14 protein-coding genes are annotated in these 15,714 nt (G+C 67.4%); 4 read left to right on the top strand and 10 right to left on the bottom strand.

What is annotated here, in order from left to right; all coding sequences use genetic code 11:
• Positions 1 to 16: 16 nt before the first annotated feature.
• The 7 genes from VXJ37_RS01665 to VXJ37_RS01635 form a co-directional block, all read right to left on the bottom strand.
• Positions 17 to 1,048: an o-succinylbenzoate synthase gene (locus tag VXJ37_RS01665; protein ID WP_331321341.1), complete on the bottom strand. Its 1,032-nt coding sequence runs from the start codon at positions 1,046 to 1,048 to the stop codon at positions 17 to 19.
• Between the two features lie 31 nt (positions 1,049 to 1,079).
• Positions 1,080 to 2,540 (bottom strand): aminotransferase class I/II-fold pyridoxal phosphate-dependent enzyme, encoded by a 1,461-nt coding sequence (locus tag VXJ37_RS01660; protein ID WP_331321340.1) that lies wholly within the window; start codon positions 2,538 to 2,540, stop codon positions 1,080 to 1,082.
• Between the two features lie 85 nt (positions 2,541 to 2,625).
• Positions 2,626 to 3,978 carry an Nramp family divalent metal transporter gene (locus VXJ37_RS01655; protein WP_331321339.1) on the bottom strand — a complete coding sequence of 451 codons (1,353 nt, stop codon included), beginning with the start codon at positions 3,976 to 3,978 and terminating at the stop codon, positions 2,626 to 2,628.
• A gap of 111 nt (positions 3,979 to 4,089) precedes the next feature.
• Positions 4,090 to 5,106, bottom strand: coding sequence for a magnesium/cobalt transporter CorA (gene corA / locus VXJ37_RS01650; RefSeq protein WP_331321338.1), 1,017 nt, complete (start codon positions 5,104 to 5,106; stop codon positions 4,090 to 4,092).
• Positions 5,103 to 5,597 carry a GbsR/MarR family transcriptional regulator gene (locus VXJ37_RS01645; protein WP_331321337.1) on the bottom strand — a complete coding sequence of 165 codons (495 nt, stop codon included), beginning with the start codon at positions 5,595 to 5,597 and terminating at the stop codon, positions 5,103 to 5,105. Before VXJ37_RS01645 ends, corA begins: the two co-directional genes overlap by 4 nt.
• The gene (locus VXJ37_RS01640) at positions 5,594 to 7,216 is read right to left on the bottom strand and encodes an ABC transporter permease (RefSeq protein ID WP_331321336.1); all 1,623 of its coding nucleotides are present in this window, start codon (positions 7,214 to 7,216) and stop codon (positions 5,594 to 5,596) included. The genes VXJ37_RS01645 and VXJ37_RS01640 overlap by 4 nt, the downstream gene beginning before the upstream one ends.
• 1 nt (position 7,217) lies before the next feature.
• A complete protein-coding gene (locus tag VXJ37_RS01635; protein ID WP_331321335.1) occupies positions 7,218 to 8,207 on the bottom strand; it encodes an ABC transporter ATP-binding protein in 990 nt (329 codons plus the stop codon).
• Between the two features lie 53 nt (positions 8,208 to 8,260).
• On the opposite strand from VXJ37_RS01635, the gene VXJ37_RS01630 reads away from it, so the two are divergent.
• Together VXJ37_RS01630 and VXJ37_RS01625 are read left to right on the top strand one after the other, a co-directional pair.
• Positions 8,261 to 9,445: an MFS transporter gene (locus tag VXJ37_RS01630; protein ID WP_331321334.1), complete on the top strand. Its 1,185-nt coding sequence runs from the start codon at positions 8,261 to 8,263 to the stop codon at positions 9,443 to 9,445.
• Between the two features lie 36 nt (positions 9,446 to 9,481).
• Positions 9,482 to 10,387 carry a phosphatase PAP2 family protein gene (locus tag VXJ37_RS01625; protein ID WP_331321333.1) on the top strand — a complete coding sequence of 302 codons (906 nt, stop codon included), beginning with the start codon at positions 9,482 to 9,484 and terminating at the stop codon, positions 10,385 to 10,387.
• Positions 10,388 to 10,572: 185 nt separating this feature from the next.
• Here VXJ37_RS01625 and VXJ37_RS01620 read toward each other — a convergent pair whose 3' ends face one another.
• The 3 genes from VXJ37_RS01620 to VXJ37_RS01610 form a co-directional block, all read right to left on the bottom strand.
• Positions 10,573 to 10,956 (bottom strand): VOC family protein, encoded by a 384-nt coding sequence (locus VXJ37_RS01620; protein ID WP_331321332.1) that lies wholly within the window; start codon positions 10,954 to 10,956, stop codon positions 10,573 to 10,575.
• A 464-nt stretch (positions 10,957 to 11,420) separates the two neighbouring features.
• Positions 11,421 to 12,089: a response regulator gene (locus tag VXJ37_RS01615; protein ID WP_331321331.1), complete on the bottom strand. Its 669-nt coding sequence runs from the start codon at positions 12,087 to 12,089 to the stop codon at positions 11,421 to 11,423.
• Positions 12,082 to 13,722 (bottom strand): sensor histidine kinase, encoded by a 1,641-nt coding sequence (locus VXJ37_RS01610; RefSeq protein WP_331321330.1) that lies wholly within the window; start codon positions 13,720 to 13,722, stop codon positions 12,082 to 12,084. The genes VXJ37_RS01615 and VXJ37_RS01610 overlap by 8 nt, the downstream gene beginning before the upstream one ends.
• A gap of 186 nt (positions 13,723 to 13,908) precedes the next feature.
• Between VXJ37_RS01610 and VXJ37_RS01605 the strand changes: the two genes are divergently transcribed.
• Positions 13,909 to 14,763 carry an ABC transporter ATP-binding protein gene (locus tag VXJ37_RS01605; RefSeq protein WP_331321329.1) on the top strand — a complete coding sequence of 285 codons (855 nt, stop codon included), beginning with the start codon at positions 13,909 to 13,911 and terminating at the stop codon, positions 14,761 to 14,763.
• On the top strand, positions 14,760 to 15,644 hold the full coding sequence (locus tag VXJ37_RS01600; RefSeq protein ID WP_331321328.1) for an ABC transporter permease: 885 nt from the start codon (positions 14,760 to 14,762) through the stop codon (positions 15,642 to 15,644). The genes VXJ37_RS01605 and VXJ37_RS01600 overlap by 4 nt, the downstream gene beginning before the upstream one ends.
• Positions 15,645 to 15,714: the final 70 nt, after the last annotated feature.

Raw genomic sequence — 15,714 nt, 5'->3', positions numbered from 1 at the left:
GGCCTGAAAACGACAATTACCCAGCAATCGATGGGGTGAGGAGGGCGTGGACGCGGCGGAGCCGGTCCAGCCACCAGTCCCGGCGTTCCGCGGGAGCCGCAAACCGCTCAAGCAGCCCGGCGTCGGCCGCCACGTCCCGGAGGCGGATGGCGCCGTCGTCGGCCACCAAGGGGTCCAGGGTGATGTCCGATTCGAACAGGGAGACCGTTCCCAGGCCGCAGGCGTAAGGCAGGTCGGGCAGGGCGGCGGCGAGCGCCAGGCCGGCGCGGATGCCCACGGACGTGTCCAGGGCAGAACTGACGACGGCGGGAAGTCCGGCCTGTGCCACGATGTCCAGGGCGCGCCGCACTCCCCCCAGCGGTGCCACCTTCACCACCAGAAGGTCGGCGGCGCCGGCCCGGGCCACCTTGAGGGGGTCGGTTTCCTTGCGGACGCTCTCGTCCGCCGCGATCAGGACGGGAGTCCCGGCGGCCCGCAACCGGGACCGGACCTCTGCCAGGCCCTCAATGGACGGGACCGGCTGCTCGGCGTACTCAAGCCCCGCGGGCGCCAGCCGGGTCAGGGCCGCCACGGCGCCGGGCACGTCCCAGCCCCCGTTGGCATCCACCCGGATGGCGGCCGCCGGCAAAGCGGCACGGACCGCGGTGACCCGGGCGACGTCGTCGTCCAGTGACTGTCCCTGCTCGGCCACCTTGACCTTCACCGCGTCCACCCTGCCGAACCTGGCCAGAACCTCCGGCACCCGGTCCGCGGAGACGGCGGGCACCGTGGCATTCACGGGAATGCTGTCACGCAAAGGGACGGGGAAGCCCAGCCACCCTGCCTCGATGGCGGCGGCCAGCCAACGCGAGGCCTCGGCGTCGCCGTACTCGGGGAACGGGCAGAACTCCCCCCACCCCACCGGGCCGCGGAGCAGCAGGGACTCGCGCTGCATGATGCCGCGGAACTTTACGCGCATGGGCAGGCTCACCACGTGCGCGCCCGCCAGCAGTTCCTCGAGCGGCGGGGCGGGCAAACCGGGAGCAGGCGGAAGACCGGTGTTGGGCATGCCGTTTACTGTACGCCGGGGACGCCGGCCCCTACTCCCGCACCACCCGGATGGTGCCCAGCGACGGATCGGCAGGGTCGGGCAAAACCATGCCCGCCTTCAGCCCCGATTCCAGGTATTCCACGATGGCCTCGTTGATCCGCTCCCCCGGCACGACGACCGGGATGCCCGGCGGGTACGGGGTGATCTGCTCCGCGGCGATCCGTCCCACAGCCTCCCGTGCCGGCACATCCTCCCGGGGCCCGAAGAAGGCGTCCCGCGGCAGGGCCACGGTTTCCAGTTCCAGGTCCGACGGCGAGGGCAGGGAAACCTGCGGAGGGGCCGGAAGTGACGGGGCGGCGTCGATGAGCGCGCGCAACGCCCCCATCAGGCGCTCCGCCGAGGCGTCATCGTCGGCCATGGACATGGTGGCCATGATGCGGCGGTGGTCACTGAGCCCCATGTCGATCCGGCAGTTTTCCCGCAGCCAGTCCGCCGCCTGGTAGCCGCTGATCCCGAGTCCCGAAACGTCCATCAGGATCTGCATGCGGTCCAGGTCGTGGGAGGACTCGGCGGCGAGGAGCTCATCCTCCAGCACATGGATGCCGGGGAGCGCGTCGATGTCCCCACGCAGCCGCCGGGCCAGGTCCAGGGCGTTGCCAAGCAGTTCGGTCCCGTGCTGGACCATCTGGCGGCGCCAGCCATCGATGGCCGAGTACAGGATGGCGTTGGGGCTGGTCGTCATCAACAGGTCCGCGCACTGGGACAGGTGCGCGGCGTCCACCAGGTCCCCCTGGAGGTGGTAGACCGAGCCCTGCTCAAAACCGGCACCCATTTTGTGCACCGACACCACGCATACGTCGGCGCCGGCGCTCATCGCCCAGGTGGGCAGGCCTTCATGGAAGGGCAGGTGTGCGCCCCAGGCCTCATCAACGATCAGGGGTTTCCCGCGGTCGTGGCAGATCTTGGCGATGGCGGCGATGTCCGCGCACGTGCCGTAGGGTGTGGGGCTCACGATCAGCGCGCCGGCGGCATCCGGATACCGCTCCCACATTTCCTCCACGTCCGCGGGGGACGGCGGGTGGGCAATGTGCAGGTTGGGGTCACAGCGCGGCCGGATCCAGCGCGGCTGGATGCCGGAGAACACCAGCCCGGCGGTGATGGATTTGTGTGCATCGCGGCTGACCAGCAGATCACCTTTGCCGGCGGCCACGGCAATGACGGCTGCCTTCACCGACAGTGAGCTGCCGCAGGTGGAGAAGAAGGCCTGGTCCGCACCCACGGCATCGGCCATGAGCTGTTCAGCCTTCTTCAAATACCCGCCGGATGACGAACGGTCATCCAGGCCCGCCGAGGCGAGGACGTCGGCACGGAAGGTGTCCGGCCCCAGGATGTCCCGGACGCGCGGGTCAGCCCCGCGCCCCTGCCGGTGGCCGGGCGGGGTGAAGCCGTAGCGGTCCAGCTGGTGGTAGCGGTCCAGGGCATCCAGCAAGGGAGCTTCATTGTGGTCCACGGTCTCTCACTTTCGGTAGGGGTAGGTCGGGTTTCGTTGTGTGCTGCTCGTAAAGGCGGACGACGACGGCAGTTCCGCCAGGCGGTCAGGCTCCGGTAAGGGTGGTCCAGACGCCGACGCTGCCGGCCACCAGCATCACTGCCGCCGTGAACCAGCCCAGGGTGGCGGCCAGCCGGCCGTTCCTGTAATCGCCCATGATCTCCTTGTCCCTGGAGATCAGCATGGTGACCACCAGGAAAGGGGCAGCAGCGATGCCGTTAACGGTGGCGCTGAAGACCAGGAGCCCGATGGGGTCGTTTGAGAAGAAACTGATGAGGACGCCGGCAACCATGCCCACGCCCAGCAGGGTGTAGAACAGCGGAGCGCGCCGGGGGCTGAGGTCCAGGCCCCAGTCCTTGCCCAGCAGGCCGGCAAGTCCCGCGGCGCCGGAGGCTGCCAGCACCGGCACGCCAAGGATGCCGGTTCCGATGAACCCGGCTGCAAAGAGGAACGTGGCGGCCGGCCCCACTACCGGTTGCAGGGCTTTGGCAACATCGGCCGCGGTATTGACGTCCGTGCCGTCCTTGCCCAGGGTGGCTGCCGTGGCCGCCATGATCGAGAACATCACCAGGACGGAAAACACCATGCCGATGAACACGTCAGCCCGTGCTTTCCGCAGGGTATGGGCAGCGGCAGCTGCGTCCGGCCGCTCCTTCAGCCCCACCGCCTCCTCGCCGCCATGGTCCTCGGCCCGCAGTTCCTGGACGCGGTGGGCACTTTGCCAGAAGAACAGGTACGGCGAGATGGTGGTGCCCAGGACAGCCACGATCAGCCCCAGGTACTCCGGGGCGAAACTGAACTTCAGTCCCAGCAGGCCTTCCAGGACGTCGGGCCAGTCGACGTTGGCGACGAACAGTACCGCCACATACGCCAGCAGCGTGACGCACAGCCATTTGAAGACTTTGGCGATGGCGGCAAACGATCCGCTCATGAGCGCAACCGCGATCCCAACCCCGGCGATGGCGCTCCACAGGTGGTCGGGCCCGGCGCCGAGCATCTGCATGCCCTGCCCGATCGCCATCAGGTCCGCCGCCGCGTTGAGGATGTTGCCTACCAGGAGGGCGACGATCAACACGGCAATCACCACCCGGGGGCGGCGGGAGAACTTGCGCCGCGCCAGCTTGCCCAGGCTCTCGCCGGTGGCCAGCGCCGTGCGGTCGCAGATCTCCTGGACTGCCATCATCATGGGCAGCGTCACCGGTACGGTCCACAGCATTCCGTTGGAAAACGTTGCACCGGCTTTTGCGTAGGTGGCAATACCCGACGGATCGTCGTCAGCGGCGCCCGTCACCAGTCCGGGACCGAGCAGCGACCCGAAGCGGCGCAGGCGGGACTTCCGCACTCCGCCGGCTGCGGCCCCGGCGGGTTGGGGCGGTCGGGTCGTTTCGGCCTTGCTCATGCAGTTTCTCCACTCACAGTCGGCTGCTCCACCTGCCCAACTAATAAGCAAGCTTAGGATTAACAGCCCATGGTAGGGCATGAAACTGGGAGGACGGCTCCGGAGGGCGGCTCAGATCCACTTGTTGTGCTTGAACGCCAGGTAGAGGACCACTCCCATGGCCACCATCACGCCCAGCGCATACGGGTAGCCGTAGGTCCAGGCCAGCTCCGGCATATTGGTGAAATTCATGCCGTAAATGGAGGCCACCAGGGTGGGGGCGAACAGGATGGCCGCCCAGGACGAGATGCGCTTGGTCTGTTCGTTCTGTTCCAGGCTGGACTCGGTCATGCGCTGCATCTCATCGTTTTGCCGCTGGGCCACCAGGGCCGCGTTGACGGCGAGCGCGTTCTGGAGCAGTGCCCGGAAGGAGGCTACGCGCTCGTTGAGCCGGATCACGTGGTCCAGGACATCCCGGTAATGGTCCCTGAGCTCGTGGGCCTGCTCGCGGTCCGGGGCTCCGGCCATAAGGGCCTGAAGGATTCCCGAGAGCGGACTCGTGGCCCGCTGGAAGGTGATGACCTGCCGGGACAGTTCGTAGATCCTTCGGGAAACGTCCGGATCGGCCCCGAACAGGTCGTCCTCGATTTCGTCGATGTCGTTTTCCAGGCCCGCCACCACCGGCTCGTATTCATCCACCACCTGGTCCAAAATCCCGTAGAGCACGGCGTCCGGCCCCAGGGCCAGGAACTCCGGCATGGACTCCATGCGGCGGCGGACCTTGGCCAGGTCCGGGGATTCGGCGTGCCTGACGGTGACCACGTACTCGTCGCCGGCAAAGACGTGGATCTCGCCGAAGTCCACTTTCTCCTCGTCGTCGCGGTACCGGGCGGGGCGGAGCACCAGGAACAGGCACCCGCCGTAGTGCTCCAGCTTGGCCCGCTGGTGGCCGGCAAGGGCGTCTTCAATGGCCAGGGCGTTGAGATCGAATTCCTCACCCACGGACTGCAGCTCCTCGGGGTCAGGCCGGTACAGGCCTATCCATGCCATTCCCTCACGCTGGCGGAGCAGGAAGTAGGTCTCGTCCAGGTCCTCCGGGTCCTCGGTGCGCAGCCCGTTGACGTAGACGGCGTTGTCGATGATGGTCATGGTCCGGCCTCCCGCTCGTGTTCCCAGTCGTCCAGCAGTGCCGGCAGCCGGGAGTTGAGGAAACGGTAGAACCGCGCCATTTCCGCTACCCGTTGGCGTGCCGGCGAGCCTTCCGGGAGGGTGCCTGCCGTGGCGTCGGTCAGTTCCGCGAGTTTGTCGTAGATGGGACTGTTCCGCATGGACGCCACGTACCACTCATCCTCGTGCAGGGCGTAGAGGTCACGGCGGCTGCCCGGCCGGGAGACCCGGTGGATGAACCCCACAGTCTGCAGGTAGCGCACGGCTCCCGACACGGCAGCGGGGCTGGCGCCCAGCCGCTCCGCGAGGTCCGCGGCCGTGAGGCTCCCCTGTTCGGAGGACACCAGCGCCAGCAGCGCCCGTGCCGGCATCTTGGGGAAGCCGGCCGCGGCGAAGGCAGCCGCGGTCCTTTCGGCAGCGGCGGCGGTCAGTTCCGGAGCCTGCGTGTCGGCGACGCCCGTGTCCGTGCTCATTCCGAGGCAACCTCCCGCCGCCGCATTGCTGCAACCGCCAGCGCGGCAGCAGCCGCGGCAATCAGCAGCATCCACCACGCACCGCTCCAGTCCGTGGCGTCACCGCGCGGGACCGGCGTATGGGCGAATGGGGACAGGTCGCGCAGTCTTTGGTCAATGCCCAGCATGGCCCCCAGGATTCCCAGCACCACGCCAAGGGACAGCAGCGCCCAACTGGCCGGAATGGTGGCGGCGGGCCAGAGGACAAACACCAGCGCCGGAACCGAAAGATAGATCAGCGCGGCAGGCAGTTGGGCCACGGCGGTCTGCCAGAGCGCGTCTGCCGGCATGCTTTCGTCGCCGGAGCCGGCGAGCGTGGCCCAGGCCCCGACGCCGGCCAGGCCCACCACCAGCACCACGGCTGCCGCGCCCAGCACCAGGTACCCCGCCAGCCACCGCACCCGCCCCACCGGGGCGGACAGCAGGAGTTCGGCGGTTCCGGCCGCTTCCTCCTGGCGCAGCCTGATGACGGCCTGGAGTGCGCAGGCCGCGGCCAGGACTCCGGCCATGGAGAACAGCACCGAAACCATGAGCTGGGTGAGCGAGGTCCCCTGGGACTGGAGCATGGCGCGCAGCATGGCGGTGATGTTGGTGTCCGGGGTGTCGACGGCGGCAATGGCCTTTCCCAGTGAGCCCGCCAGCAGCCCCAGGGCCAGCCCGCTCAGGCCCCAGCCGATGATGGATCCTGCTTGCAGCCGCAGGGCAAGGGCCACCGGGCTTCGAAGTCCGGAACGTGCGGCGGGCCGTCCCGGCCTGGTTCCCCACACGCTGGCCGCGCTGTCCCGGGCGCGGAGGATAACCCACGCTCCCCCCATGCAAGCGGCGCCCAGGGCGAGGGGCAGCAGCAACGGCCAAACCCTGTCTCCCGAGAAGGCGAACGTCTGCTGGCCCCAGCCAATGGGAGAGAACCAGCTGGCAGCCCCCTCGGTCATGGTGGTCCCGGCGGCGCCCGGCGTGCCCGTCGCGTCGCCGATCCCGCGGAGGACGTAGGCCAGGACCACCAGGGCGGCCGACACGCCGTTGGCACCACGGGAGGTCCCCATGAACTGGGCCACCAGCAGCCCCACGCCAAGGAAGGAGAGGCCGACGGCGCCCGTTGCGGCTCCGGCGATCAGGGAACCCTGGGGATCCAGCCCCTGCGACATGAAGCCGGCGTAGACCGCGAGTGCCACGAGGAGGTTGGCGGTGATGCCATGGAGCAGGGTGGCGGTGTTGGGCAGCAGGCGGCCCGCGGGAGTAGAAGCGACCAGTTCCGCTGCACCGGATTCCTCGTCCGCCCGTGTGTGGCGCACCGCCAGGAAGGTGCTCATCAGGCCGGCCAACAGTGCCAGGAACGCATAGATCAGGAAGAAGGTGAAGGCCCCCTGGTCCGCGCCGCGGGGCAGGCCGCGCAGCATCAGGATGGCGGGGGTTGCGATGGCCACCTGCAGGATCTCGGTGCGGCTGGCCACGCTGCCGTAGGTCTGGGTGACAGCGGCGGCCGCGAACAACGCGAAGGCTCCGATGGCCACCGCCCAGCTGAGCAGCTGCCAGCGGTCCCGGCGCAGCCGTTGCCCCCACAGGACCAGGAGGACCGTCATGTCAGCTCCGCCCCCTTGCGCCCAGCAGGTGCCGGCGGCCGCCATGGTTGCCTTCAGCCACCGGTTCGGCGGGGGCTTCAGCGCTGACGGACCCGTCGCCGTAGTGCCGCAGGAACAGCTCCTCCAGCGACGGCGGCACGATGGTCAGGCCCTGCACGCCCAAGGCGCCCAGGGCGGGGAGCACTTCCGCAATCCGGTCCGAATCGGCACTGAACCGGACCCTGCCGGCGTCGACCGCCAAGTCGTGCACCGCGGCAAGGCGGGCCAGGGCCTCCGGATCCAGGCCGTCCGCGGCGAAGGAGACCTCCGATCTGGTGAGGTGGCGCAGGGACTCCAGCGTGCCGCCGTCGACGATCCTGCCGGCACGGATGATGCTCACCCTGTGGCACAACACTTCCACCTCGGAAAGGATGTGGCTGGAGAGCAGCACGGTGGCCCCGCGGTCGACGGCGGCCAGCAGCTCCCCGCGGAAGACCTCCTCCATCAGGGGGTCAAGGCCGCTGGTGGGCTCGTCCAGGAGGTACAGCTCGGCTTCGGTGGCAAGGGCTGCGATCAGGGCCACCTTTTGCCGGTTGCCCTTGGAATAGGCGCGCCCCTTCTTGGCGGGGTCGAAGTCGAACACCCGGCAGAGGCGGTCCTTGCGGCGCCGGTAGGCGGGGCCGTCCGCCGTCCCGCCGCGCAGCCGGGAGAGCAGGTCAATGGTTTCGCCGCCGGAAAGATTGGGCCAGAGCCGGACGTCGCCGGGAACATAGGCCAGCCGCCGGTGCAGCTCTGCCGCCTGTGTCCACGGCTCGAAGCCAAGGACGCTCACCGACCCGGAGGTCGCCCTGGCCAGGCCCAGGAGAACGCGGAGGGTGGTGGACTTCCCCGCCCCGTTAGGCCCCAGGAAGCCATGGATTTCGCCGGCCTTGACCTCCAGGTCCAGTCCGTCCAGGGCCCTGACGTGGCCGAAGTGCTTGTGCAGGTTTGCTGTCTGGACAACCGTGTTCATCCTTCAAGTCTTCGAAGTTTTCACAATATTGTGAAGGTACTAAAGTCCCACCTATGACCCCCGACAAACCGATGCCCGGCGCACAGGCCACCCGTCAGGCCACGGCGCCGCTCTATGCGGCAGGGTTCGTCACCGCGTTCGGTGCCCACAGCATCGCCGCAGGTCTGGGCGCGCAGAGCGGCAACATCGGCCTGACCCTGCTCAACCTCGGTATCCTGCTGGCCCTCTACGACGTGGCGGAGGTGTTCCTCAAACCAGTCTTCGGAGCACTCAGCGACCGCATCGGGACCAAACCTGTCGTCGTCGGCGGACTCGCTGCCTTCGCCGTGCTGTCCCTGATCGGCCTGGGGGCGGCGGACCCCCTGGTCCTTGCCCTGGCCAGGCTGGGACAGGGGGCGGCCGCCTCGGCGTTCTCGCCGGCGTCGTCAGCGATGGTGGCCAGGATGGCGAGGGGCGGCAAGGCGGGGACCTACTTTGGCCGCTACGGATCGTGGAAGAGCCTGGGCTACATCATCGGGCCCCCGCTGGGGGCCGGCCTGATCCTGGCGGGCGGCTTCCCGCTGCTGTTCGGCACGCTGTCGGCGGTGGCAGCCGCGACTGCGCTGTGGGTGCTGGTGTCCGTGCCGCACCTGGCGCCGCTGCCCCGGAAACGGTATACGGTGATGGACCTCGCCCGGCAGGTGGGCGAACGCCGGTTCCTGGTGCCCACGCTGGTACTGGCCGCCTCCACTGGCGCCCTGGGTGCCGCCGTCGGCTTCCTTCCGGCGCTGGCCACCCGGCACGGGATGGACGCCCTGGCGGGGACTGCCGCGGTGAGCGTGGTGGCGCTGGGCTCCGTGCTGACCCAGCCGTGGATCGGCAGGCTGCGGGACCGGAACGCCGTCACCGACAATAAAGGCACGACGACGGGCCTGCTGCTGATTGCCGCCGGCATCGCCCTGGTGGCCGCCGCCCCCGGCGTGGTCACCATCTTCGTCGCCGCAGCGTGCATAGGAACCGGCATCGGCGCGGTCACGCCCCTCGGCTTCGCCCACCTGGCGGACACCACGCCGCCCGACCGGATGGGCCGCACCATGGGCTCCGCGGAACTGGGCCGGGAACTGGGCGACGCCGGCGGACCCCTGCTGGTGGGCGGCATCGCCACGGCCACGGCGCTGCCGTTCGGGCTGGGCGTCCTGGCGCTGCTGGTGGCCGCGGCAAGCATCCCCCGCCTGGACCCCATCAAGCCCGCTTCCTGAGCGGCCTTCCAGTTTTTTGTGTCACCCTTAACCGCGATGACTTCTTCACGGCAACTGCCCACCAGGACTCCGGCCCGGCCCGCCCCGGGCTCGGCGTTCCTGTTCGTGCTGTCCACCGTGGCGTGCGTTGCGGGCCTGGTTGCCACCTATTGGTTCTTTGTCCAGACGGCCACCGGACAGTTCATCGATGAGTCGGCCCTGGTGGAAGCCGTGGACATCCATGGGCCTGCCGGCAAGGCTGCCACCCAGTTCCTCGATTGGCTGCCCACCATCTCTCTGGTGATGGCCGCCGTCGTGGTGCTGTTCGTCACGGTGATCCGGCGGCACTGGGCCGAGGCAGGGATTGCCGTGGCCGCCTGCATAGCGGCCAACGTGGCCACCCAGGTGCTGAAGGACCTGCTGCCGCCGCGCCCGGACAAAGGCGTGCTGACGCTGGAACTGAATTCGCTGCCCTCCGGGCACACCACCCTGGCGGCGTCGGCTGCGGCCGCCGTGTTCCTCATGGCGTCCCCGCGCTGGCGCCCGATGGCGGGCTTCGTCGGGGGGACCTTCGCCATCGCCTCGGGAGCGTCCACGCTGATCAACCAGTGGCACCGTCCGGCCGACGTGGTGGCCGCTTTCCTGCTGGTGGGGGCCTTCATGATTCCGGCCGGCTGGCTGATCCTTCGCCGCGGTTCCTGGAACGAGTGGGACGGCTTCGGCCAACACCTCGGCTCCGCCCGGATCTGGCTCGCGCTGCCGGTGCTGATCGGGCTCGCCTCGGCCGGCGTCGCGGTGTATTCGCTGATCCGGATCGCGCCAAGCCCCTGGCAGGAGACCAGCACCACCAACTACTTCTGGGCCGGCATCTCACTGATTGTGATCGCGGGATACCTGGCCACCGTTGCCACTACGTCGCTGTTTGCGTTCGCGGCGCGACGGCGGGACGCACCGCGCCGCTGACCGGTCCAGCTATGTGCCACCGATGTAACACGAAAATACCCGGCGCAGGGAAAGCTTGATCAGACCTTGAGCAAATCGAACCCCATAGCTTGAGCCGCGGTCTGGATAGTTGCAGGTGCCCGGGCGGCGTCTTGAAGCAGGCGCCGCCGGGTACTCCCTCCCGCTTCCCGGGCTTCCTTCCTGCCTTACGGCAGGGGATCCAGCCGCTTGCGCAGGAGGCAGAACTCATTGCCTTCCGGATCCTGCAGGACGTGCCACTGCTCGTCCCCGGTCTGCCCCACGTCAGCCGGCCGCGCTCCAAGAGCCAGCAGGCGTTCCAGCTCGGCGTCCTGGTCCCGGTCCACCGGGTTGACGTCGATGTGCAGCGGAAGCCGCCCCGTCCGCGGATTGCTGCTGGGGCTCAGGAAGATCGTTGCCTGCGCTCCCCCGAATCCGGCGTCCGGCGGCCCGATCTCGATCCCGCCGTCCTCCCGGTCGAGTTCCACGTAGCCAAGGACCCCGCACCAGAACCGCGCGAGCAGTTCGGGGTCGGCGCAGTTCAGGACCAGTTCGCTGATTCGGCATGACATGGTGCCAGTGTACGGAGGGGCTGCTGGTGGCCGCCGCCGGACACGGAAGCAACGTGCACCAGCCCCGCCGACGCAGATATTTGAACTCGAGCCGCGTGTTACTTTTCGTGGCCCGCATGCCGGCAGCGGAAATGCATCGGCGCGTCGGAAATGAAGATGCGGGTCGCCAGCTCGGCGGGAGACGGTGCCACTGCATGGGGGGAGGCAGCGGCACCTTCTTCCGCCGAGCTGGCCGGACGGGTCACGGGCTACCGATTTGCCCGCCTGTGCCTGCGGTGCTGTTCTTCATCGTGGGTACCCCGGACTTGTGGGTTGGGTTTGTCCAGCTGCGGACAACAATGCCCGGGCAACCTCAGGAAGCGCGGGGGTAAAGAGTCAACAAACGCTCAAGGTATTTGAAAGTTAAACCAGTCCTGGGCTGGGCTGATACCGGAAGCCTGGACTGGCCAGGCCTGCCTCCGCCGTCAGGAAACCGTGTAGGAGTTCAGCGGCCGGCCCGTGCTGCCGTAAGTGAGGTCCAGGACCAGGAGGCCCTTGCGTTCCAGGGCACTTAGGTAGCGCTGGGCCGTTGGCCGGCTGACCCCGAGCTGCTCCGCAATTTCGGCGGCGTTGACGGGCTTGCGTGCTGCCCGGACCGCGTCGAACACTTTCTGCATGGTTGGCTGCAGGCGTGGTGCCGGGGCCGCTGCCTTGATCCCTGCAAGCCGCGCTTTGTACAGGTTGTCGATGGTTGCCTGGTTTGCCGTCGACACCGAATCCAGCTCTTCCCGCCACCTCCGGTAAGCCTCCAGCTGGGTGCGAAGACGCTCGAAGCCGAACGGTTTGACCAGGTAGTAGACGGCTCCGCTGGCCATCGCGGACTTTACCGTGGCCAATTCCTGGGCGGCCGTGATCACGATGCAGTCAACCTGCGTGCCGGCCGCCTGCAAAGACCGCAGGAGGGAAAGCCCGTCCTCGTCCGGCAGGTGGATGTCCAGCAGGAGCAGGTCCGGGGCCAGGCGTCCAATTGCCTCGCGCGCTGCGGCCGCGCTGTACACCTGGCCGACGCACTCGAACCCCTCCACCCGCGCCACCCGGGACGCATGAATGCCCGCAACCCGGAAATCGTCGTCCACTACCAGCGTTTTAATCAACGCCTGCGCTCCTGTCATCAACCGTTGCCTGCGTCTTTGCCGGCAGCCATACCTCAAAGTTACCGCCCGGCCCCGGGAACACATCCAGCGTCCCGCCTGCCCTGCGCACAATCCTGCTCACCAGGGCAAGCCCGATGCCCCGCCGCATTCCCGGCCGGGAATCCTTGGTGGAGTAGCCGTCCACCATCACCTGGTCGATCTTGTCCGCCGGGACGCCGGGCCCATTGTCCCTGACGGCAATGAAGACTCCGTCCGCGTCGTCGAACTGCACCGTCACCACGCGCGGCCTGGGCGTATTGGCGAGCGCATCCACGGCATTGTCCAGGAGGTTCCCCACAATGGTCACCAGCTCTGCATGGTCCACTTCCGGATGTTCCAGACGGGAGTCCTCGGTCACGTCCATCTGCACGTCCTGCTCGGCGGCAACCGCCACCTTGGCCAGCAGCAGCGCGGCGAGCTCCGGCGGGGCGATCGTGGCGCGCAGCCGTTCACCCAGCGACCTGGACATCGCCGACACCTGCGAGACATACCTCTTGGCCTGCTCCAGGTCCCCCATCTCCAGCAGCCCGTCAACGATGTGGAGCCGGTTGGCGTACTCGTGTTCCAGGGCACGCATCGCTTCCATCAGGCCTTGGATGGAATGCAGGTCCCGCACCAGGCTTTCGATCTCGGTGCGGTCCCGCAGCGTGACCACGGAACCGATGCTGCGGCCCGCGGTGGAGACAGGCATGCGGTTGACAACCAGCAGGGCGTCATCGGTCAGCGCCACCTGGTCGGCCCCCGGAAGCCCGCCCGCGAGCAGGTCCCGGAGCCGGCCGTGCGGCAGCAGATCTGCAATGGGCTTCCCCAAAGCTTCCCCCTCCAGGTGGAGGAGGCGCCGGGCCTCCTCATTGATCACCGTCACCTTGCCGTGGTCATCGAGCCCGACGACGGCCTCCCGGATACCGTGCAGCAGCGCCTCACGTTCCTGCAACAGGGAGGCGATCTCGGCCGGCTCCAGGTCGAAGGTGACACGTTTGATCCGGCGTGAAAGCAGCAGCGACCCCGCCACCCCCAGGGCCAGGACCAGCGCGGAGAATCCCGTGATCAGCCAGATGTTCTGCAACTGGTTGCTGAGGACCTGCGTGTCCTCGATACCCACGGACACCTGGCCTATCACTGAGCCGTCCGAACCGAAGACGGGAGCCTTGGCGTTGGCGGACCGGCCCAGGCTGCCGGGGTCGAAACCAACGTGGGTTTGGCCATCCAGGACCGCCACCGGTTCCTCCAGCCTGCGCCCGATCAGGCTGGGGTCGGGGTGCGAGAACCGGATGCCCTCCGTGTCCGTCACCACCACGTAGTCAGGGCGGGCGGCGGTCATGACCTGGCTGGCGATTCCATTGATGACGTGGTCGGGATCCCCTGCCGGGAGGGCGGAGCGGATTTCCGCCATCTGTGCGGTGGTTGTCGCAATGCCCAGCGCCCGCAGCTGGTACTGCTGGTCCAGGGTCTGGTTGCTGACCATCGAAAACAGGAAGCCGCCCAGGGCCACCGTGAAGAGAAGCAGCGACAACGAGGCCAGGAGGATTTGGGCCGTCAATGTGGAAAATCGCCGGCCGGTCCGGAACCGCCGGGCCCAGGATCCCTGGCTCATTCCGGCCCCTGCCGCCGGGTCTTGATTGGGGAGCAGAAAATGCACAAAACGTGCACTTTTGCGGCTAAAGCACACATCTTACTGAAGTCTTTCTGGCCGGAATGATCACTTCCTAAGCTTCACACAGTTCCAGTGATGCACATCACGAACCTGAACTACATGAACAGAAGACAGCGAGGTCTTGCGATGAAGACACCCCACACAGCCCGGCCGCCCGGCCTGCCCCATATAGCCGGGGAAGGAGCCCGCATTGAGGTCGCCGGCCTGACCAAGCGCTACCTCACGCCGAAGGGCGAAACCTTCACCGCCATCACCGACGTGAGCATGTCCGTCGAAGCCGGTCAGTTCTGCTCCATCGTCGGACCGACGGGCTGCGGCAAATCCACCACCCTGGCCCAAGTCTCGGGCCTTGAGCACCCCAGCGCGGGATCGGTGAAGGTCGGCGGAAACCTGGTCGAAGGCATCACCAACGGTGTGAGCTATATGTTCCAGGCAGATGCGCTGTTTCCCTGGAAGAGCGTCCTCAGCAACGTCATGATGGGACCCATCCTGCTGGGAATGCCAAAGCGGGAGGCCACCGACCTTGCCCGGGACTGGCTGCGCCGTGTCGGCCTGGCCGGATTCGAGGACCGCTACCCGCACCAACTCTCGGGCGGCATGCGCAAGCGCGTCGCCATGGCGGCTGCCCTGATCAACAATCCCCGGATCCTGCTCATGGATGAACCGTTCGGAGCATTGGATGTGCAGACCAAGGCCATCATGCAGAACGAACTGCTCAAGCTGTGGGAGGAACTGCGCCCGTCGGTCCTGTTCATCACCCACGACCTGGACGAGGCCGTGGCCCTCTCCGACCGGGTGGTCATCATGACCAGCAGCCCCGGCTCGATCAAGGACGTCTTCGACATCGATCTCCCCCGGCCCCGCGGCAACGTCCAGGAAATCCGCCACGAGGAGCGGTTCCTTGAACTGCAGGGCCGCATTTGGGAATCCCTCAAGGATGAGGTCACACGCGCGTACGCACTGACGGCAGGTGCGGCATGACGGCCCTTACCCACAATGAAACCCGCAAAGGCGAAAAGGCAGTGGACACAGAGGCAGCAGCGAAGGATGCGGGCCGGCTGAAAGCGCGCCGACGCGCCACGTCCATCTGGATTGGCCGGATAGCCCTCGCCGTCGCAGTGGTCGGCGGCTGGCAATGGTTCACCACTGAAGGGTGGGTGGATAAGTTCTTCTTCGGCCAGCCCTCCGAAATCTGGGACAGCCTGGTCCGGCTCTTCACTGAGGGCACGGCCTTCGGCACCATCTGGGAGAACCTGGGGGTCACTGCACAGGAGGCTTTCCTGGGTTTCCTGCTCGGAACCACCGTGGGCGTGGTTCTCGGCATCCTCCTGGGTTCCAACAAATACCTGTCCGCCGTCGTGGGCCCCTACATCAGGATCGTGAACTCCATTCCGCGCATTGTGCTCGGCTCGATCTTCATCGTGGCATTCGGCCTGGGCGTCTTCCCGAAAATCCTGCTCGCGGCCGTACTGGTCTTCTTCGTCGTGTTCTTCAACGCCTTTCAGGGCGTCCGTGAGGTGGACCAGAACCTGGTGGCGAATGTCCGGGTGCTGGGCGCCTCGCCCTACCAGGTGGCGATGCACGTGACTATCCCATCCGCCATGACGTGGATTATCGCCAGCCTCCACACGGCCTTCGGGTTCGCGATCATCGGCGCCCTCGTTGCCGAGGTGCTCGGCGCGCAGAAAGGAATCGGCCTCATCATCAGCCAGGCACAGGGAACGTTCGACCCCAACACTGTCTTTGCCTGCATGGTGATCATCGCCGTCGTCACCCTGTTTGCCGAATCCCTGATCAACATGCTTGAGCACAGGCTCCTCAAGTGGCGGCCGCCGAACCGTTCCGAGGCCCAGGCGATTTGAACCCGGAACAGCCTTTCCACCGCAGTACCAACAAAACCCATGTCCCTGACGGGGACCAACACAAGGATGC

This window comes from Pseudarthrobacter phenanthrenivorans (assembly GCF_036455295.1).
Classification (GTDB): Bacteria; Actinomycetota; Actinomycetes; order Actinomycetales; family Micrococcaceae; genus Arthrobacter; species Arthrobacter phenanthrenivorans_C.
Note: the sequence above shows the minus strand (reverse complement) of the source record. Positions and strands in the feature narration are given on the sequence as shown.